The 19,938-nt window shown below is 69.2% G+C and carries 11 protein-coding genes; 4 read left to right on the plus strand and 7 right to left on the minus strand.

Annotated features, from left to right (window positions below; all coding sequences use genetic code 11):
* From pglZ to pglX, 3 genes are all read right to left on the minus strand, one after another.
* Nucleotides 1–2,159 (minus strand): BREX-2 system phosphatase PglZ (gene pglZ, locus G6021_RS01910; RefSeq protein ID WP_182640549.1); only part of this gene is annotated, 2,159 nt, incomplete at its 3' end.
* A complete protein-coding gene (locus tag G6021_RS01915; protein WP_182640550.1) occupies nt 2,156–6,016 on the minus strand; it encodes a DUF6079 family protein in 3,861 nt (1,286 codons plus the stop codon). The genes pglZ and G6021_RS01915, both read right to left, overlap by 4 nt.
* A 5-nt stretch (nt 6,017–6,021) precedes the next feature.
* Nucleotides 6,022–9,699, minus strand: coding sequence for a BREX-2 system adenine-specific DNA-methyltransferase PglX (gene pglX, locus G6021_RS01920; RefSeq protein WP_347238897.1), 3,678 nt, complete (start codon nt 9,697–9,699; stop codon nt 6,022–6,024).
* Between the two features lie 101 nt (nt 9,700–9,800).
* On the opposite strand from pglX, the gene G6021_RS01925 reads away from it, so the two are divergent.
* Entirely contained in the window at nt 9,801–10,478 is a 678-nt protein-coding gene (locus tag G6021_RS01925; RefSeq protein WP_182640552.1) for a hypothetical protein, read from the plus strand.
* Between the two features lie 8 nt (nt 10,479–10,486).
* On the opposite strand, the gene G6021_RS01930 is transcribed toward G6021_RS01925, so the two are convergent.
* Nucleotides 10,487–14,536, minus strand: a complete 4,050-nt coding sequence (locus G6021_RS01930) for an NERD domain-containing protein (protein WP_182640553.1) — start codon at nt 14,534–14,536, stop codon at nt 10,487–10,489.
* 334 nt (nt 14,537–14,870) lie between these two features.
* On the opposite strand from G6021_RS01930, the gene G6021_RS01935 reads away from it, so the two are divergent.
* Complete coding sequence (locus tag G6021_RS01935; RefSeq protein WP_182640554.1) at nt 14,871–15,308, plus strand: universal stress protein; 438 nt, start codon at nt 14,871–14,873, stop codon at nt 15,306–15,308.
* A 54-nt stretch (nt 15,309–15,362) separates the two neighbouring features.
* Here G6021_RS01935 and G6021_RS01940 read toward each other — a convergent pair whose 3' ends face one another.
* The gene (locus tag G6021_RS01940; RefSeq protein ID WP_347238898.1) at nt 15,363–16,502 is read right to left on the minus strand and encodes an alpha/beta hydrolase; all 1,140 of its coding nucleotides are present in this window, start codon (nt 16,500–16,502) and stop codon (nt 15,363–15,365) included.
* 31 nt (nt 16,503–16,533) lie between these two features.
* Between G6021_RS01940 and G6021_RS01945 the strand changes: the two genes are divergently transcribed.
* Both G6021_RS01945 and G6021_RS01950 read left to right on the plus strand, forming a co-directional pair.
* Nucleotides 16,534–16,881: a hypothetical protein gene (locus G6021_RS01945; protein ID WP_182640555.1), complete on the plus strand. Its 348-nt coding sequence runs from the start codon at nt 16,534–16,536 to the stop codon at nt 16,879–16,881.
* Between the two features lie 146 nt (nt 16,882–17,027).
* Nucleotides 17,028–17,651 (plus strand): HNH endonuclease, encoded by a 624-nt coding sequence (locus tag G6021_RS01950; RefSeq protein WP_182640559.1) that lies wholly within the window; start codon nt 17,028–17,030, stop codon nt 17,649–17,651.
* On the opposite strand, the gene G6021_RS01955 is transcribed toward G6021_RS01950, so the two are convergent.
* Nucleotides 17,652–19,226, minus strand: a complete 1,575-nt coding sequence (locus G6021_RS01955) for an aminotransferase class V-fold PLP-dependent enzyme (protein WP_182640556.1) — start codon at nt 19,224–19,226, stop codon at nt 17,652–17,654.
* On the minus strand, nt 19,223–19,938 hold a 716-nt coding region (locus G6021_RS01960), incomplete at its 5' end, for an MFS transporter (protein WP_182640557.1). The genes G6021_RS01955 and G6021_RS01960, both read right to left, overlap by 4 nt.

A 19,938-nucleotide genomic window follows, 5' to 3' on the forward strand; every position in this document is an offset into this window, starting at 1 on the left:
TCCTGGGCGGGAGCTCCGCTGGCGGGCCGCCAGCGGGCGCTCACGGCGCCGTCGGCGGTGACCTTGCCGATCCTGCTGCGTTCGACCACGTGTCCGTGGTCGGAGAGCAGGACCACGTCTCGTCCGACGGCGCGGGCGTAGTCGAGCAGCTTGTCCAGGTGGGTGATGCGCGCGGTGGTCCAGGTGGTGGCGATGGGGTCGGACCGGTCTAGAGCGTCATCGACGGTGTTGAGCACCGCGCCCACCACGGGGACGTGCTTGGTGTCGTAGATGGCGCTGCGGACGGTATCGCCGATGCTCGCGTCGAGGTCGGCCTTGTGGAACAGCGGCCCGTCGCTGGCCGAGGGGTGGGCGGGGAACAGGGCGGCGAACCCGGTCCGCTCCTCCTGCTGCCCGCCGAGGGCCAGCTCGCCCCTGAGCAGCGAGGTCCGGGACGCGGTGGTCACCGACGGCAGGGCGGAGGCTGCCACGTCGAGTCCGAGGGAGGCCAGGTCGAGCCGCTGCCAGACGGTGGCGTGACGGGCCGCCACGTCCTCGAGCAGCCCGTGCGCGGCGGCCACGGAAAGGCCATCGATCACCACTACGAGCAGCGCCCGCTCACTCCGTTGACCGGATTCAACCGGCCCGGACCTCCGCAGGGTCGCGACGACACGAGTTAGCACGTCCTCCATGAGCAGGGCGTCGCCGGCGGTGGAGCGGTCGGCCAATCGCGCACCGACAAGCGCAGCGAAGGTCCGGTCGATGTCGCGTCGTACGGCGAGGGTGCGGTCGAGCACGCGACGACCGAGCGCATCGGGGTCCGCCGCGGACTGCCCGACCGCGGGCTTGGGATCGGCGGTGAAGCCACGCCAAGCCGAGTTGACGGCCCTGTCCACCCAGCTCAGTTCGTCGACGTACGCGCGCATCGCCTCGACGTGACCGACGGAACGCAGCCGGTCGGCCACGGCGGCGGCCTCGGTCTGGTTCCACCGGTGGAGCCGGACCAGCGCGGCGGCGGTCTCGAGATCGTCGGGCCGGGAACGCTCGGCTTCGACGTGCGCCCGCAGCGCCTTGAGCCCCCGCAGCAACGCGGTCTCGCCCCCTCCGTCGAGGGCGGAGGCCAGGCCGCGGGCGTACACGTCGAGGCGGCGCTGGAAGGCGCCGGGCAGGACGGTGGATCCGGCGAGCAGGGAGGCGCCGCCGTTCTGCTCGAATCCGGCGATCAATCGATTGGCCTCACCGAGTACGGCGGTGAGCGGCTGCCCGTCATCGAGTGAGGCGCGGACGGCCTTAGCGGCGGCGGACCCCCATTCGCGCAGGGACTGGTCCCCGAGTGTGGTGCCGATGTGGTGGCTGAACAGGGCCCGCGCTCCGGTGAGTTCCGTGGGGGTGTCCTGCCAGTCGGGCGTGCGGAGGGTCTCGGCTACCAGGCCGGCGGGCAGGAGCGCCCGTGGCCCGCTCTTGTGCCACAGGCTGCGGATCCCGGGGCCGGTCAGCGTGAACGTTCGGCACAGCCACGTGATGAGCCCCGCGCGGACGTTAGATGTGAGCTGCGAGGCCAGCTCGTCCCACGCGGCGTGGGCGTCGGGGGTGGCACTCCACGCCAGGAGGTCCGCGAGCCGGTAATCCGGTTCCAGACCCAGCACGAGCGTGCTGATGGACCCGTAGAGGTGGTCCGCGGTGAGGACCGGGGTCGGGGTGGGGGCGAGGGAGTCACGGTGGTCGGCCAACGCGGTCGTGAGCCCCCGGACATCGTCCCGCCCTCGGGGGATGCGGCCGTCGGTCCGGTCGGCGGAGAACATCCCGAGCAGGGTGCCCACGGGGTCGAGTTCTCGCATGCGCCCAAGCGGTTGGAAATGCTCCTTGACGCCCTGGGGAATCTGCTCCTCGGGGAGGTCGGTGAGCACGACGCGCCACGGCACCTCGGGGTCATTCCGGTGCCGCACCACGTCCCGGATCTCCAGCACCGTCCGGCAGCAGTGGACCGGCACGGTGAGGTCATCGACGCGCAGCTCGATGCCGTCCCACTCGGGGCGGGCGTGCATCACCAGCAAACCGCGCTTGTGCTGCTTGTCCCGATAGAGACCGTGGAGGAGGGGAATGAGGTCGGCGGCGGTCGCCGTACCGAGGGACGACGACGAGGTGACGCTCCCCGCAAACCCGGCGCTGGCCGGGGTCACGTTTGGGGCTCCTCGGCGGTGATCTCGATCCGGAAGCGGGTGCCCGCCCCGTAGCTCTGCCCAAGATCAGCGAGGGCCGTGTGGATCGCGGCCTCGACTTGGCTGCCGTGCGCCTCGAATGTCCGGCGTGCACCGGAGCCGGTGATCTCCACTTCGGTCGGCGGAAGAGGTGGCAGCGGGGGTGGAGGCGGCGAAATCGGCGGGGTCGGGATCGGGGGCGGGGGCGGACCGACGATCGCCTTGTTGATCCAGTCCTGAGCGCGCTTCTCAAACTTCTGAACAGCCGTGGCCAGATGCTGGACGAACTCGTGGGTGTCGACGCCCTTGTCGAGGTCCATAACGATCTGCGTGGCTTCGCCGCCGAGGGGCCCCTGCTTGGCGCGGCCACCGACCACCGTCTCGAGGGTCGGGCCGAGGTTGCGCGCGACGGCGGCGACCTCGTCGGCACTCGTGATGGACAGACTTGCCTCGTTGGTGGTGGCCCCGAGGTAGGTGCCCGGCCCCTCGCCGGCGGCGGCGAGGGCGGTGACGATCTCGCCGTGGTGCTGCTTCTTGCGCACCAGCGTCTGCAGCAACTCGGTCTGCCGGCGCGCGAGCTGGAGCCGCCGCCCGTCGGCGCCTCGGCCCAGTCGCTGCTCGAGCTTGGCTAACTGCTCCACCAGGTCCTCGCTGGGCCGCTTGAACTCGTCGGCCTTGCTCGCCACCTCACCCGCCAGGTGCGTGAGGTTGGTGGGGGAGAGGTGGCCGCGCTCGGGAATGCCGAACAGGTGCTGGGCAGCCTGGACGGCGCGGTCCCATTCGCCCTGCTCGGGCAGCACCGGTTCGCGCAGCTGGTGGGACTGCTGGATGTCCTTGAAGGCCGGCGCTGCTACGGGAGTCCCATAGGTGAACCAGCTGCGGTCGCGTGACTCGGACCACGCCGCCGCGAGGAGCGTGGTGCAGTCGCGGTTGAGCCCGGCTTGCGGCATGAGCTTCTCCACTGCCGCCACGACCTGCGCCACCGTGAGCACGCCCTGGTCCGGGGCGGTCTTCTCGTACTCGGCGAGCGCGCGGTCGATCTGCCCGGCCAGGGTCGCGAAGGTGGCACTGGGGAACACGAGGTGGGATTCGTGGACGTCGGCCACCCGCAGACCCCCCAGCACCAGCTGGACGGACTTGCGCTCGGCGGCGGCAAAGGAGGCGCGGCCGTCCTCGCGGGCGTCGGACCGCCGCAGCACCTCGAGCGAGGTCGCGAAGTCCTTCTGCATGAGCGCGCTGGTGGTGTCGAACCGCGGGTGGTCGGGGTAGCGCTGGTCAAACGCCTGATCGTAGAGCCGCCTAGCGGCCTCGCGCAGGGAGGCGCCGACGGGCCGCTGGACCACCACGGAGGAACTCAGCGAACGCACCGGCGGCTGCCCCTCGGGGAACACCGCCCCCTCGGCGATGCCATACATTTTGCGCAGGATGGCAGACAGCTGCCCGGCGAGCTGGTTGCGCTGGGTCACCATGACCTGGCGAACACGCTCGCGGTCGCCGTCGGCGAGGTAGCTGGTGTAACCCAGCCACTTCTCCGACTGCAGAACCCAGTCCATGGTGACGAGCTTGCCCAGGTCGTCCATCTGCTTGCGGTCGAGGAACGCCGGCAGCCAGGCCAGGGTGAAGTGGTCGTGCCCCTCGGTTCGCAGGCGGTCCAGGCGGGCGTGATCCTCGGAGACGCCGTGTCCCTCCTCGTCGAAGGGCAGGTCCACGATCACCCGCAGCGCCCCGGGTTCGACGGGTGCCAAGAGGGTGTCGGGCACGGAACCCGGGTCACGGACGTTGCCACGAACGATCTCGACGGTCCGGTTCGTTCCTCGCCAGGTGATCCTGGTCGAGCGCGCGCCGTCCGCCTGCGCGTCGATGGCGGCGATACCGAACTCCTCCTGCAGCATCGACCACAGACGTTCTCGGCGCCGGGAGAAGGTGTCCTCGCCGCGGGCGCGTTCGAGGATCTCGTCGAAAGGCAGTTCCTCGAGCGTGATGGAGATCAGCGGATCGTGGCTGTCTGTTCCCACGGTGATCTCGGGAACCGAGGTGTTCCACTCCCGAACAGAGGCGAGCGCGCGGGTCGGCGCGTCAGAGGCGACGATCGAGACAAGCTCCCCGTGGTTGAGGTGTGCAAGACGGCTGGCAGTGAGCGCCTTGAGCCCGGGCACCTCGGGCGCGAGAGCGGAGAGCAATAGCGTCTTGGCCAGTCGGAGCTGGGCCCGCACGCCCTTGGGCTGGTCCAGGTCCCGCACGCTCGGGTCGGCATCGGGAAACTGTGCCAGGACGGCGGGACGGAGCTTGTCGTGCCACAGCGTGCGCGCCGTGCGGAACCGGGCGGCCACGGCCTCGTCGGTGCCGCCCTTCTGGGTCCCGTCGATGATGTAGTCGAACACCTCACCCACGGGGATCACCTGGTCGACGGTCATGGTGTCGGCGAGGTCGACGAGCATCGACTCCATCACCTTGAGCGCGGTGCGGTCACGCTGCATGGCGGTGGACAGATGAACGAGGGTGTCGATGAGGACCGGGCTGAAGGGGTAGGTGAGGCGGAACTGCTCCTCGGTGGCTCCGCGGTGCTGGTCGTCGGTGTTGACCTTGTCCAGCAGGACGGGCTTGACGGCCGGGGAAAGGTGCAGGCGCTGGAACGAGGCCTCGAGCGCCTCGACCGCCGCGGCGTTCTTGGGGGTGAGGAGCCGGCGGTGGGCGATCTGCGGCAGGTTGGCCGAGCCGAGCGCGATGCCGGAGAAGCGGCCTTCCTGGTGGGCGATGGCCTGCTCGCGGATCTTGGTGGCCTCGCCGGCCTCGATGGACGAGTCCTTCCACGCCTTGAGGTCGTGCTGGCGGGCGATAAAGCTGACGATCGGCACGGCCATGCGGCCCTGGTCTGATTCGACGAACCCGGTGAGCTTCTGAATCTCGCGGCCGAAGAACTCGCGGTTGGAGAAGTGGAAGGTGAGCCACAGGATCAGCTCGTCGAGCAGCAGGACCACGGCCTCGTAGCCGAGGGCCTTGGCGTGCGCGGCGATCGCGGACAGACCCTCGGGCAGGTGCAGCCAGTCGGTGTTGGTGTGGGCGGAGGTGATCCACGTCTGGCCGAGCGCGGAGACGAGCGCGTCCCGCTCGGCGCGCGAGGCGGCGGGGTGTCGGGCGCGGTCGTAGGTGTCGCGGTCCCAGGTGGTGGCGGTGGCGCCGCCGAGCGCGGCCAGGTCGAGGCCGCCGGGGGTGGATGACGACGACGAGGTGACGCCGCCGGGTCCGGTGGTGGCAGTGGCCAGGCGGGCGAAGAACCTCTCGTCGCCTACCTCGGCACGCATCTGTTCGGCGTTCTCAAGCAGCCCGTCGGCCATGTGGAGTACCGGCGGGGTGACTCCCGGGTGGAGCCGGTTCAGGTGCGCCAGGTACGCCGAGAAGAGGGTGTCCTCGATGGAGTTCGAGCCCAGGAAGTGGAAGGGCAGCGCGAGGATCTTGCTCGACGTGGCCCGCGGGTGGTCGGCAATGTGCTGCTGGAGTTCGGCAATGGCGCGGGCGCGAGGGTCCCCGGTGAGAAGGGCGAGCAGCACCGCCATGAAGTGCGACTTGCCGGAGCCGAAGGAGCCCTTGAGGAAGGCCCCCTTGTTCTCTCCGGTGGCCAGGGCGCTGTCGACCAGGGCGAGCGCCTCGTCAAAGGCGTCGCCGATGGACGGGGTCACCACGTACTCGGCCAGGGTGGTCCCGAGTTCGTCTCTGGTGACGGCGTCGGAGAGTTGGAGGACGAACGTCGAGGTTCCCGAGTGCTCGGGGATCGAGAAGACGTCACGCAGGGTGGGGCTGGTGCCCGACCCTGCCGTCGCGCCGGGAGGGGTGAAGGCCATGGCCTCTAGCTTTCCTTATCGGGTGTAGTAGCTGCGGCTGCGACGCGCTTGCGGCCGCGGGTCGCGGGGGCGGGACGCCAGGCGGACAGGTCGGCGATCGCGACGCCGGAACGCTCGGCGAGCGAGGTCAGCTGTCCGGCGAGGTAGTCGGCCCAGTCGATTCCGGAGTGGGCGTCCATGCCGGAGTGCCACTGACGGATCCACGGCAGGAGCTCGGCTAGCCCCGCCACCAGGGGCGTGAGCTCGACAGGGTCGGTGTCGTCCTTGCGATCGTCGTACAGCGACACCAGGGCGATGCCTTGCTCGGCGTGGTCCCAGCCCGCCCAGCCCAGCATCGTGGTGGGATCGTCCGGCCCCGAGGCACCGGGGTAGGAAACAAACCGTTCCTTGGGCACGTCGAGCTTGCCTCGAGCCTGCCAGTATGAGGCCTTGCGGAAGTCCGCAGACGTGTACTTGGGCGGGACCGGGACCTGGGCGGTGGTGATCTCGCCGCGGTCCTCGGCGCGCTGGGCATCCCAGGTGACCTGCCATTCGGCGAACTTGCGCAAGCCCGAGTCCTTGAGCCGGAGTGCGGCCAGGTACGGCACGGCCTCGTCCTGCAAGAGCGCCACCAGGTTGGTGAGCACGCCGGCCTGCCGCTTGCTCGACCACAACTCGAGCGCCTCGGCCACACCCGCCAACTGCGGTGCGGTTTCGACCTTCGCGGCGAGATGGCGAATCGATTGCGGCTGCGGGTACCCGTTGGGGTCCTTCCACAGCTCAGGGTTCTCCAGCCTGTCCAGGATCCACGCCGCCAGAGCTGCGCGGACCCGGTCGGCCCACGGCACGGACGACCAGCGCCGCTTGTACTCGGGACGCTCGAGCAGCTCGAGCGAGCGGTCCTCGGCGATGAGATCCAGGCGACTCTGCACGGCGTCGCGGTATGCGGCCGGTAGGTGGGCCGGGATCTCGGTGACCGGCGTCGAGCGGTGGCGGTCGAACCACGCCGTCTCGGCCTCGCCTGCCTGCACCCGGCGCGCGAGGGCGATCTCGAAGGCCCGCTCGCCCAGAGCTATCCCGGGCACCTCATCCACCGGGAGCGACAGGTCGGAGTCGGTGAACCCGTACAGGTGGTACACCTGCCAATCGAGCTCCTCCTGCTCGGCGATCATCAGTCCACGAATCCGTTCCCATTCCGCCTCGCCGCGGGCGAACAGCTCAGCCGACGGCGATGACCCCTCGAGAAGCGCAGCGGGCTCGACCGCCGCCAACTCCTGGGCCAGCAGATCGACGCGCCGTGCGCGCTCCAACACGGATCCGGCCGGAAGTGGGAAGTCCTTCAGGGTCGTGCCGGTGAACTCATACCTGTCCGCCCATGGTTGCTGACTGACGCGTGCGCCGGAGTCGCCGACCGGGTCTCCTCCCTTTGGGTAGCTGTTTTGCTTGAGCCAGAAGCACGCCGTCGACGAGTTCAGCACGCCCAACAGTTCGAGGTGCTCGTCCTCGCTCGCCCCCTCCGGCAACTTGATCACCGGCGCCGAGCGGTTGAACACCTTCCCGCCGCGATCCAACAAAAAATGGTTATGCGTCGCCACAAACGCAAACGCGATCGAAAGCTCGGTTACGTAGGGCTTGAAAGTGTGCTGCATGTACTCGAACCATTCGAGACCAGCGTCTGCCATCTTCCCTTGGAATGTGGCTCTATTCGCGAGGAGCGCACGCATCCGCCAAAGCGATTCCGTTGGGAAGCCCATGTCCAACTCGCGCGATCCGTACTTGTACGGGTAGAGGATTCGAGTGTGGATTTCGCTTGAGTAGTCGCGAACACCGTCACCCATCAGGAATTCCCGGGAGAAGCGTTCACCCCTGAACCTAGGGCTACCGAAATTTGGTCGCATGAAAGCTTCGTCCGCTCCCGCTCGGATTGATCCTCCAACAGGCGCACCGAGTAAACCCACCAACATGGACACAGACGATTTGTCGATTTGCGCACTGACCAGTCCAGCCGATCCACCTTGCAGCGACCACGGATGCGCAGAGAGCATGTCACGCGGGACATCGACCACGCTGATCCACTGATCTTCATAATCCGGAGAATTAACGTTCTCCACGATGCTGCGCCACACGAGTCCCTGCGCGGGGTCTTCCGGCGCACCCGGCTCACCTTGAATCCCTAGCACTGCCCGGACTGTGGATGCGCTCGGTCGGCGATTTCGCGAGACTAGCGTCACCGTCGGGGTGCCGTGGCCCGGGATGTACGCGCCCGAGGTGTCGATCACCTCGAGCAGATCGATCCGCGGCAATAACTCCTCGATAAGCGGAACTCCGAACTCTCGCGCCATGAATGAGTTTGAGGTGATCTGCCCGATCCACCCCGCACGGGACGGATCGGTGGTGCCGGACTTGGCCAAGGCATGGAACTGTTCCATGAACGGCACCGTCAATGCGTACGTGCCCTTGCAGTAGCCGTACAGCTCTCGGTACCGCTGATTGAGGGTCTTATCCTTCACCGTGATGTAGGGCGGATTGCCCACCACCACGTCGTACTGGTCCCGCGCTAGCGTGCGTCGCAGCGCCGCCACGTCCTCTGTCGAGAGGTTGACCCCGCTGGCAACAGCGTCCGGATCAACGGAGAGGTCGCCGTAATCCAATCCGGACTGCCCAGCCGAATCCTCGCTCCATAGCAGCGAGTCTCCCGCGTACACCTGTAGCGGAAGCTCGGGCACGTTAAGCAGGCTCGACCCGCCGATCGCTCGGAGTGCTGCCACCATGAGTCGGAACTGCGCAATGGCAACCGCGAACGGGTTGATGTCCACCCCGTGGATGGAGGAGAGCGCCAGTCGCACCTGCTCGGTCGCCTCCACTCCGGGCGCTTCAGTGCGCCAGTAATCCAGCATCCGCTCGAATGCACCGAGAAGGAAGTGCCCCGATCCGCAGGTGGGATCGATGATCCTGAAGTCGACGGCCCCGGTCCGACCCTCTGCATCGACCGATGGAAGACGAGGGGAGCGCTCCTTCAGCGCCGGGGTCAGCGTGCGATCGAGGATGAACTCCTCGACGAATTCCGGTGTCTGCAGTAGCGCGTACTTCTTCTTGGCGTACTCCGACAGATCCTGATACATGTCGCCCAAGAACCGGGTATCCAGTGCCGGATCGCGCAGGGACCATACGGTCGCGTTCTCCGCATCAGGCTGGCGCCAGAACTCCACCAACCGCTGCGCCGCGTCGTCACTCGGCTCGGCGATGTGAATCCCGGCGTGCTCGCCCACCAGGGGTGCCGCCGCAGGGGAGCGCTCCAGCTGGGAGAAAGCATGCCGCAGATAGCCACGGAAGCTCTGGTCGAGATTCGCCGAGAAGAAGCGGTCCTGCTCGTCCACCGCCCGCCGACGCCCGTCCGCATCCGGTCCACTAATCCAGCGTTGGTGCGCCCCCAGCAGGTCGTTATCCTCGCAGAACCGCACGAAGACGCTCGTGAGCACCCACCCCACCGCCGCCTGGGTGAGCTGATCTTCCTGCCAGTCTGCCCACGTGGCACCGGTGCACTGGGATTCCTTGAGCGCCGCGTGGGTGGTCTTCCACTCCGCCATCTTGTCCAGGTCAGCCGCGAGGCGAGCACGCATGTCGTCAACGAGATCTCGCACCACCGGCTGCAACGCACCCGTAAGAGTCTGTTGCTCCGCCGACTTCCGCCGCCTACCCGCCACCTGGCACCTGGCCTTTCACGCACGCGGACTCGCGCGTTGCGAGTCCCTCGAACATCCTACGAAGCACGTGAGAGCGGCGAGACCCGGATAGTGTTTCCGACATGAACACCGACGAGGAGCGCCAGCGCGCCGTAGCCGCGATCGACGCCCAGATCGTCGCTCTCATCGAGGACGGCGTCCCCGCCGACGCTTCGCGGATCCGGGCACTCAAGGCCAAACGCGCGGTCGCGCGGAAGAGCAAGAAGGCAATCAAGAGGTCTGTCCGCAAGGCCCGAGAGCGGCAGGCCGCGGCGGCAGCGTCTGCGACGGTGGCGCCTGCCCAGGTCCCTCAAGAAACTGGCGGGCGTATCACGCTGGTTCCCGATTCCGCCGCCGACTCCCAGCGCTTGCGGTCGTTGCCCGACAAGGAACGGAAACGGATCGAGACCGCCCGGATGGAGGTCCGGCAAACTCTGACGTGGTGCGAGGAACCGTCAGCCGAAGGGGTTCGCAACGCCATCGCGAGATGTGATGCCGAGATCAGCGCCCTCATCGACAGGGGAGCGGATTACGAGGCGGACGCCCGGACGCAGCTGCGTAACCGGAGGGCCCGGCTCAAGGACCTCGCCGCGGCCTTCGCCTCCAGGCGACGTAAGTCGCACCTATCGGAGCTCGAGCTGGCCTTCCTGCTGGACGCATACCTGGAGCGTCGCCGCCAGATTAGCCGGGGGCCGGAGAACGTCGTCGGTGTGCTCGATGTGCGGTCCGGAGGCGCCCCCTCCCTGGGTAAGCGGAAGTAGACCCTCGCTTACACGCTCACCAGCTGCGAATCGCTGGTGATGGGGAGCGGGCGTCCGTCCACCTGGTCCGGCTGGCCCGGGGCGTCTTTGGCGCGGCCCGTCACCAACACCACCGGCCGGCGCGGGGGAGCAGTCAAATCCGTCCATCGCCCGAGCTGGGATAGCTGTGAGTACTCGGCGAGCAGCGAAGCTTCCGTGAGGACCAACGCTGCGCCGTCCGTGGCATCGACGTTGTCGAGGACGGTCGTGACGTTGGCCTCCATGACGCCGCGCACCTGCTCGGGCGGCAACCGCAGGAAATCCCCGCGCTTGTCCAGCTGGCCGCTGGTCTCGAGCAGGGAGTCCACGCTGGCGAGAACCTCGGCGGATAGGTCCACCACCTCGGCGCCCAGTCGCTCGGCCAGCTTGCCCGCTACTTCGTCTCCACGGCCGTAGGGGACCGAGACGGACACGAACCCCGGGCTCGAGGCGGCGCGCGCCAGTTGCTCGATCAGAGGATCCTCGGTCGCAGAGCGGTCGGTGACGAACGCGGACGGAGTCCGGGTGTGCACCATGCTCAGGCCGGTCGTCTGCTGCGGGTAACGGAAATCCCGGTGCTGCGGATCCCACCCCATCCCCGGCATGTGCTCGGCCAGCACCGCCTCCACATCCTCACGCCTCGGCTCGCGGGTGCGAAGCTCCGGGAAGCGGGCGCGGATGAGGTCCTTGAGCAGTCCCAGGTTGAACTGGCTGGCCGCCCGCGGCAGCGTCAACGCGAGAAGCTCGGGCAGCTCCATCGCGGTGGAGTACAGGTCGCCCGTGGCGGTGAGTGCCAACTCATCGTCGCCCGCCACCGCCAGCTCCGCCAAAGTGAGGGGATCGATGCGGGACTCCGCGTCGGCGGCGTCCGAGAGCACCGACCGGGCCGCCCGACTCAGCTCCGCGTGAACGAGGTCCGCCGGAACGTGCCGCACTCCCGGCTCGGCGAGCAGATCGTGCGCCGCACGGTTGAGCTCGGCCACCAGGGGACGCGCCCACTCGGGGTGCACACTCATCCCGATCACCCGAGCGGAGCGACCGCGGCGCAACAGCTCCACCTCGGACCCGCCAGCGGCGTCAGCGCGGTGCAGGCCCAGGTCAAACATCCGCAGCACGCCCAAGCGCAGGCGCTCGGAATCGCGGTGACCCTGCTCCACGGGGAAACTCTGCTCCATCGCCCCGGCGATCTGCCGGATGCTCGCCACCCCGCCGCGGCGCACGATCTCCCGGCGGGTGGCGGCCCGGATCTCCTCGAAGGCTGCCGTGAGCGCAGGTGAGGACTGCCACAATGCCGGAAACTTGCCGGTGAGCTGCGGGATCCTGCCGGCACTCAGCCGCAGCGGCTCGGCGTACCGGGACATCGCCTGGAACGGATCCTCCGGCGCGCCCTCGCCCCGCCCGAGGATCGTCCGCACTAGCCGGTAATCGGAGGTGCGCGAGCCGCCCGCAGCCCGCAGGAGTTCCTCCGCCAGCTCCGCCAACGTCGGGAGAGCGACGGCTGTCACGGGGGTGGGGGTATCGCGGGGAGTGACCGGCTCCCTCGTCGTCGTCCCCCCGTCACCCGCGGTGACCGACGCGGCGACGGCAGCGAGCGCCTCGCGGAACTCCTGCGCCGAGCCGAACCGCACCCCGCTGTCCCCGTCGAGCAGACGGGTGAAGATCCCCGTCATCCGCTCCACCACGTCCTGGCTCCACTCGGGAGGCATCGCCTCCGCCGGGATCACCACGTGACCGTCGGTGAGTGAGGGCTCGCTCACCCCGTCCCCGTACGTCGGGGTCTCACCCGTCGCCATCTCGAACAACACCACGCCGGCCGAATAACGCTCGGCCGAGGAGTCGGCGATCTGCCGCGACCGCCGGCCCAGGAACGGGTCGCGGTACACGCCCGTGCCCACCTTGGTGTGCTGCAGGGACTCGCGGGAGGCGGAGAAATCGAACAGGGCCAGGTGCTGGCTGCGCCCCCGCCCCACGATCCCGAGGTTGGCTGGCTTGATGTCCCGGTGCGCGACCCCCGCCGCCTCCAGAGCGACAAGCATGTCCGCGAGGTTGATGGCGAACTTCCAGAACCGGTCCTGGGAGATCCGCCCGAGCTGCAGCATGCTCGCCAGCGAGACCTCCCCGCAATCCGTGAGCACCAGGCACGTGCGTTGGTCGTGGACGGCCATCGGACCCTCGAGTAGCGCCACGAACAGCGAGGAGTACTTGGCCGGCAGCCCCTGGCCGAGGGACCGCAGGACCTCCGCCTCTGCTGCCAGTCGCTCCGCAGCACCCTCGTCTCGGGCCACCTTGAGGACCTTGGTGGGCGGACCGGAGTCGTCGTCGAGATCCTCCACCTGCAGGCCCACCGCCGTCGACCCCGAGCCCAGAACCTTCTTGACGACGAACCGACCCTCGAGCACCCCGTCGATCATCGGGCGCAGCGCGTCCATTTGCTCCGCGGCGGGCTGCGGGGTCGCCGGACGTGCGGCCTCGGCCAGGCGCCGCTCGAAGCCGATCACTGGGGAAAGTCCCTGGCGGGAGTCCGAAACCCCGAACTTGGTGTTGCGCGTGTCGACCGTCGCCGAAGTGGCGTCCATGACGAGCTCGCGGAGTCCCTGGTCGAACTCGCTCGTCACCGCCGACATGTCTAGGCCGCGGTCGCGCTCCAGCCGGTCGAGCAGCGAGGAGCGGTCCGTGGCCGGGGCCTGGCCGCCGGTGAGGACGTAGTACGCCAGCGCACCGAGGGAGAACAGATCCGCCGCCATGCGGTCCGGTGTGTGGACGCCCGCGGCCTCCGGTGCCAGGTAGACGCGGCCCGCGAGCTCGTCGCCCGGCATCGATGTGGCGGAGCCAGTGGCCCCCAGGACCGTTCCCGATGCCTCGGAGGTCCCCGCGCCGGACCAGCCGTCGACCTGCACCTCGATGCGGCCGTACGCGTCGACCGGCCGGGCGGAGAGCAGGCGGGTGTCGAGGAGGACGGTAGTGGGATCGAGTCCCCGGTGTGCCACCTGGTGCCGGTGCGCGTACAGCAGTGCGTCCGCCACCTGGCGGACGATCTCCACGCGTTCCCGGGATGAGAGCTTGGCCCCCGGTAGCGCAACGTCCAGCGGACGATGGTCCGGCAGCGCCGGGTAGATCACCACCTCGTCCGAGGTGCCGCGCAGCGTCTCCATGGAGCGGGGGGCCACGATGTGCTCGTTACCGAGCCCGGATAGCAGCTCGTACTCCCGGCGCAGCGTCCTGCGCATGCGGATCTGCTCGCCCTCCGTGGCGGCCGCCACCACGTTGAGCACGCGCGCGCGGATCGGCTCGTGGGTCTCCCGGTGTTCGCCGTCCCATTCGTGGAAGCGCGGGTCGGGGGAGTCGACGCGGTCGTGCAGAAGGTACGAGCCGGCCAGGTGATCGCGCACGGTGATCCCCGCGATCTTGCGCATGGCCAGCGCGATGAGCATGCTCAGTGCCTCGCTGATCCTCTCGCGCCCCACCGGTTCCTGGACACGGTCGGCGATTGGCGGGAGGTTGGTGCAGACGTCACGGTCGGGGAAGTCCGCCGGGTCCACTCCGAAGATGTTGTGGGCCTTGTCCGCCGCGAGGTGCGAGACGACCCCGGGGTCGTGGAGGAACACCGCCTCCTGGATCCACGGCAGGCGGCCGACGGTAGCAGCGACCTGCCTGATCTGCGGGTCCTCATCCTGGTCCCGCGCTATTTGGCTGATCGCCTGCTCGAGTTTGGACTTGAATCGCTGCGCCTTGCGCCGGGTGGCGACCATGGGCGAGCGCATGCTGTCTACCCGGCCGTTGCGGTCAGTCACCCAGCGGTGCTCGTCACCGCCGATCCTGCCGTGGTACGACTTGAGCTCGAGCAGGTGGATGCGGGACTGGCCCACCACCAGCGCGTCGACCTCGTGCCACTGGCCGTGGCTGTCCTGGAATTCGAAGTTGGCCCACACCCGGTAGGGCGCGGAGTCCGGCACGGCGTTCGCGAGCAGGGCCAGGCCCTGCTTCTCGTGCTCGAAGGCCGAGCGGGAGACCTCTTTCCAGCGGGGGGAGTTCTGAAGCACGGTGAGCGGATCTCCTCGGGCGCGGATCGGGTCGGACGTCACCATCGGTCACATCATCGTGAATCGTAGTGCAGCACTCGGGCGGGGGCCTGGAAACTCATGCCCCGGCGGTCGTCTCGTGCAGCGTGCAGATCTGTCCTTCAGCCTGGCGGTTCAAAGCCAGATTCTGGTGGCGCAAACGGGCTTCGACCGGACTCGCGATAGTCCAGATTCGGCGTAATCCGATCGCTGCTCTTGCCCGCGGCATCGTGACCGTGGGGCTACGGTGGGAGTGTCGCCGGATCCGGCCGGATGCCGGGTGCACCGACGACGGTGTCACCGAGGAGGTCGACCAATGGACGCACAGCCGGTCGTAGTCGGAGTCGACGGGGGACCCGACTCATTGAAAGCCCTGGCCTGGGCCGCCGAGTACGCGAACACTGTCGGGGCGCCCCTGATCGCACTGGCCGCCGTCGAGACCCCCGCCGTCGTCGGCCCGTACGCGATGGCCGGGTGGGTGGACCCGTCGATTCTGGAAGAGAGAGCGCGGACAATGCTCTCGGATTCGGTGCGGGACACCCTGGGTGACGACGCCCGCGTGGATCAGACCGTCCTTCGCGGCCACCCTGCAGAGGCGATCGTCGCGGCCTCGCGGGATGCCCGACTCGTCGTGGTGGGCAGCCGGGGGTGGGGTGGTTTCCGTGGACTGCTCCTGGGCTCGGTGAGCCAGCACGTCGTCGCGCACTCGCGGTCCCCGGTCGTAGTCCTGCCGCGTCAGTCCGAGGACGACTGAGCCTGTCGGTCTCGCGTAACGCGCGTGGCGGGTCCCGGCTGCTCCGCGGACAGGTCAGGTCTCCGAGTGCCGCACCAGACCCGAGAGAAGTGTCGGGAACCGGGCTGAGACACCTCGGCGGGGGAGGACGTTCAGCGCGTCGACCTGACCGGGAAGCGCGTCGAAGCGACCAGTGGTCAGGTACTCGAGTGCCCTGATCAGCGCCGCGGGATGGGTGTCCAGCGCACTGTGTCCGTTCTCGATTCGGGTGACCACCGCCTCTGGGGCGATCGTCGCCACGCGGTCGGCGATGTCCGGTGGGGTCCGGAGATCCCGGGTGCCGCTGAGAAGGACCATCGGCCAGGTGAAGCGGGATACCTCGCGACTCAGGTCGACCGGTTCCGCATCGAACCCGGGAAACTGGTGCGCGAGCGGCGCATATGTGAGCGCGGGGTCCAGGGGCCTACCGTCGGTCGGGGCGCCGTACCCCAGTTCGCGGAAACCGATCGCTCCGGCGAGGTCGAACTCGTAGACGCCCGGCACGCGCGCGAGCGAGCCGTCCCGGGTCGCGTACGCCTCGAGGAGTCGCCAGGCTGCTGCGTCCGGGGCTCGCAGCCGTCCCCGCGCCCGGCCGCGCACTCGGCCCCGCAGCACCGGGCCGAGCAGCTCCGGTCCGCCCAACTCGTAGGCGGCGCGGACCACGTCGAGCAACCGTCGGCGGTCCTCTCCACGTGCGTAGAGGCGCCGCACTTCCGCCGCGATCGCGGTGCCGGAATCCCAGAACAGAGACCGCACCGCCCGACGCTCGAGGTCGATGTCCGTCGACGACTGCAGCGCCGAATCCAGCAGCATGCCGGCGACGCGCTCGGGATACAGGGCGCCGACGCAGGACACCACGTAGCTACCGTAGGAGGACCCGGCCAGGTGGGCCGAGTCCACCGCTTCCCGGTCGAGTACCGCGGCGATGTCGCCGGCGACCGTGGCGATCCGCATCGCCGACACCGGCAGGTCCCGGCCGGCGGTGTCGGTGCGGGACAGTCCCACACCTCTGTGCTCCACCATGATCAGGTCGAGCCCGAGGCGGGCGGCCCGTCGCCGCAGCCCGCGATACGGCAGTACCGACCCGAGGCCCGGACCGCCGGGGACCACCACGGTCGGCTGGCGCGTGCGCGGGCCGGTCCGGACGTCAACGGTTAGGTGAGCCTTAGCGTCCACTGTGACCAGTGCGTTTGAGACACTTGTCCACATGGACATCGTTTTCAACATCGTTCTGATCCTGCACTTCATCGGCCTGGCCGGCATCATCGGCGGGTGGCTCGCCACCATCAAGGCGCCTCACATGAACAAGGCGATCCTGCACGGGGCGATCCTCCAGGTGGTCACCGGTCTGCTGCTCGTCGGTCTGCGCGAGATGCAGGACGTGGACCTCAACCACATGAAGATCGGGATCAAGCTCGTCGTCGCGGTCGTCATCCTGGTCGTCGCGGTGATGGGCGTCCGCAAGGAGGCCAGGGCGGCGGGCAGCACCGGGACCCTGGCGACCATCGCCGGTGTCCTCGGTGTGGTCAACGTCGCGATCGCAGTCCTGGTCTGACACGGTCCGGGTCTGACACCCGCACTCCGCACCACGCGCCGCCCCCCGACTCCGGTCGGGGGGCGGACGTCGTTGTTCTGGATCAGTAGCGTCGAGCCCGGAGGCCGAGGACGTCGAGTCAGGGGGGGGAGAGGCGCATCGTGGCTATGGAGGAGACCCCGGCGGCCGGCCTGCCCCTGCCGCGTACGTCCGTCGAGGACAAGGCTGAGGTGTTGGCTCGAGTGGTCACCGCGATCGACGCCGGCGACATGGATTCAGGCCGTGACGTTCTCCGGGCCGACTACCCCTTCGCGCCGGTGATCAAGTCCGGCCGCCGCTACACCGACCGCCAGTGTCTGCACATCTTCTACCGGGACGGATTCCTCGACCGCTACAGCGGGGTGAAACTGGTGAATCCGGGTGCGCTGCGCTTGCTGTCCGTGCTCCTTCCCGAGGACTTTCCCGCACACCCGAACTGGCTGATGTCGGAGACCCACTTCGCGTTCTGGGAGCTGTTCCCCACCATCGACCATCTCGAGCCGGTGGCGCGAGGAGGAGTGGACGACGCCTCGAACTGGGTCTGCACCTCGATGCTGCGAAACTCGGCCAAGGCCCATTGGACCGTCGAGGAGCTGGGGTGGTCGCTTCACCCGCCGGGGCTCCATACCGACTGGGATGGCTTGACCGGCTGGTTCGTCCGATGCCTGCAGGAGCACCCGGAGCTACTCGCACACTCGTATGTGGCCCGCTGGTTCCGAGCGTCCGTGGACGTCCGCGCGCAGCTGACCTGACTACTCCATCACCGCGGCGAGGTACGCCCGCACCAGCCGGGCACCCACCTCGGCCGGGAGGCGTTCGATCGCCGCGAGCAGTGCGGCCATCCCGCCGTCGTCCCCGTCGTCGTCGGCGAGCACTCCGGACACCATCGCGTGCACATCGTCCTCGGGCAGGGCGAGCAGGTCGCCGGGGGAGAGGGCTCCGGCCTCCAGTGCGGCCAGCACATCGGCGAACGCCGCCGGGGGCGTCGGGTCCGGCAGCCCGCGTACCTCCTCGGCCGCCGCGCGTGCCACGTCCAGGATCTCGTCCGTCAGGCGTTCGGTCACCGGGGTGATGGTGAGGTGCGACGACGACGGCAACGCGCCCCGCTCCTGACGGTAGGCCGGTTGCGCCTGCACGACGATGCCCCTGCGACCGCACTCGTCCGCCCATAGGTGAGGGTGGACACGTCGGGCGTCTCCCGCGGATCCGTCGGCCACCACGGCGATCAGAGGTCCGGGATCGGAGTCGATCACGCGCAGTCCCTCGATACCGGACAGCCCCTCCACGAGGCGTCCGGTCGCCCTGGCGGTGCGCGCCACGAGTTCGGACTGACCGTCGTCGCCCAGGGCCTCGAGCACGGCCCACGCGGCGGCCGCGGGTTCGAGAGGCTTGGACCCGGACAGGGTGGGGTTGACCACCGGGTAGCCCGGCCAGTCGACGGTGGAGAACCAGGATGCGCGGTGCCTGGCGCGGCCCCGGCTGAGCAGGACCGAGGTGCCCTTGGGGGCGAACCCGTACTTGTGCAGATCGGCCGAGATGCTGGTGACCCGTCGGACCCGTAGATCCCAGGTCGATCCCACCCCGCCCGGCCAGAAGGGGAGGACCAGCCCGCCCAGACAGGCGTCCACGTGCAGCCCGATCCGCGGATCGTGGTGCGCGTCGAGCCCGGCCGCGACCTGCTCCACCGGGTCGATCACACCGGTCGGGTAGGAGGAGGCCGAGCACACCACCAGGCAGGTGTCGTGGTCCACGGCGGCCAGCAGGTCCTCGGCGGCCACCCGGCCCGTGTCGGGGTCCACCTCGACGCCGACGAACCGCATCCCGAGGATGTGGGCGGCCTTGCGGAACGCCGCGTGGACGGTCACCGGGGCGACGATCGTCCCGCCACTGCCGGGGGCACGCCCCGAGACCTCCCGAGCCGCCAGACACGCCAGCACGCAACTCTCGGTGCCGCCCGACGTCACGACACCGTGGACCTCGTCGTCGTCGCTCCCCGGACCCTCGCCGGCGTCCCCGCCCAGGATCGTGCGGACCCTGTCGACGATCCCGCCGTGGATCCGTGCGACCGACCCGAACACGGTCGGGTCCAGGCCGTTGACGCCGTGCGCCAGACCGGCGGCGCGCACGGCCAACCGGTCCACGCCCTCCAGTCCCGAGTCGTAGACGTAGGAGAGCACCCTGCCGCCGGTCGTGGGCGGGTCCGACGCCCGCAGCGCAGCCAGCGTCTCGAGGGCCGCGGCCCCCCTCCGGGCGATCACGGCTTCCAGGGGATCGGTGCCCGCGGGACCGGCTCCTGGGGGTTCGGTATCCGGGGGTTCGACTGTCATGCGGGCTCCGTCCAGCTCGGGTGCTCGCGGCCCAACGCCCGGATGACCAGCAGACTCGCAGCGGTCAGCAGGGCGGGGACCAGGGAGAAGCCGAGGATGATGGCCCAGAGGGCCGGTTCGGGCTGATCAGCGACGCCGCCAGAGCGGAAGCCGGTTACCGCGAGCAGCGCCAGCACCACCACGGGCCCGAGCGCCATGGATCCCGTCTCGGACGCCGTCCACAGCCCGCTCATCGCCCCGCTGCGACGGCGGCCGCCCAGCTCGCGGTCCATGTCCGTGGTGTCGGGGAGCATCGACATCGGTAGAGCCTGCATCCCGGCGTAGGCGACTCCCGCGAGCGCCACCGGGACGTGCACCCACATCCCGGGCCACATGCCCGCGGGGATGAGCATGAGAGCGGACACGGTGAACAGGATCGTCGCGGTCGCCAGAGCGGGGACCTTGCCCCGGGCGTGCGCCAGGCGGGCCCACAGCGGCATCACCAGCAGGGCGGGGGCGATCAGGGCGAGGAACAGCCCGGTCAGCGCGGCCTCGTCGCCCAGGATGTAGGTGGCGACGTACTGGCCACCCGCGAGCATCACGGCCGTGGCCACCGCCTGCAGGCAGAACAGGCCCACCAGCAACCGGAACGGCCGGGTCACCCGCAGCGCGTCGAGCCCGTCGCGGTACTGCCGGCCCAGGTCGCCGACCTGCGCGTCCGCCCGCAGGACCG

Source organism: Dietzia sp. CW19 (assembly GCF_014145265.1).
Classification (GTDB): Bacteria; Actinomycetota; Actinomycetes; order Mycobacteriales; family Mycobacteriaceae; genus Dietzia; species Dietzia natronolimnaea.

What these genes read in the sequence shown, in the direction of transcription:
- G6021_RS01955 (WP_182640556.1), bottom strand. Translation starts at nt 19,226, where the DNA reads ATGACAGTCGAACCCCCGGATACCGAACCCCCAGGAGCCGGTCCCGCG.
- G6021_RS01950 (WP_182640559.1), top strand. Translation starts at nt 17,028, where the DNA reads ATGGAGGAGACCCCGGCGGCCGGCCTGCCCCTGCCGCGTACGTCCGTC.
- G6021_RS01935 (WP_182640554.1), top strand. Translation starts at nt 14,871, where the DNA reads ATGGACGCACAGCCGGTCGTAGTCGGAGTCGACGGGGGACCCGACTCA.
- G6021_RS01915 (WP_182640550.1), bottom strand. Translation starts at nt 6,016, where the DNA reads ATGGCCTTCACCCCTCCCGGCGCGACGGCAGGGTCGGGCACCAGCCCC.
- G6021_RS01925 (WP_182640552.1), top strand. Translation starts at nt 9,801, where the DNA reads ATGAACACCGACGAGGAGCGCCAGCGCGCCGTAGCCGCGATCGACGCC.
- G6021_RS01945 (WP_182640555.1), top strand. Translation starts at nt 16,534, where the DNA reads ATGGACATCGTTTTCAACATCGTTCTGATCCTGCACTTCATCGGCCTG.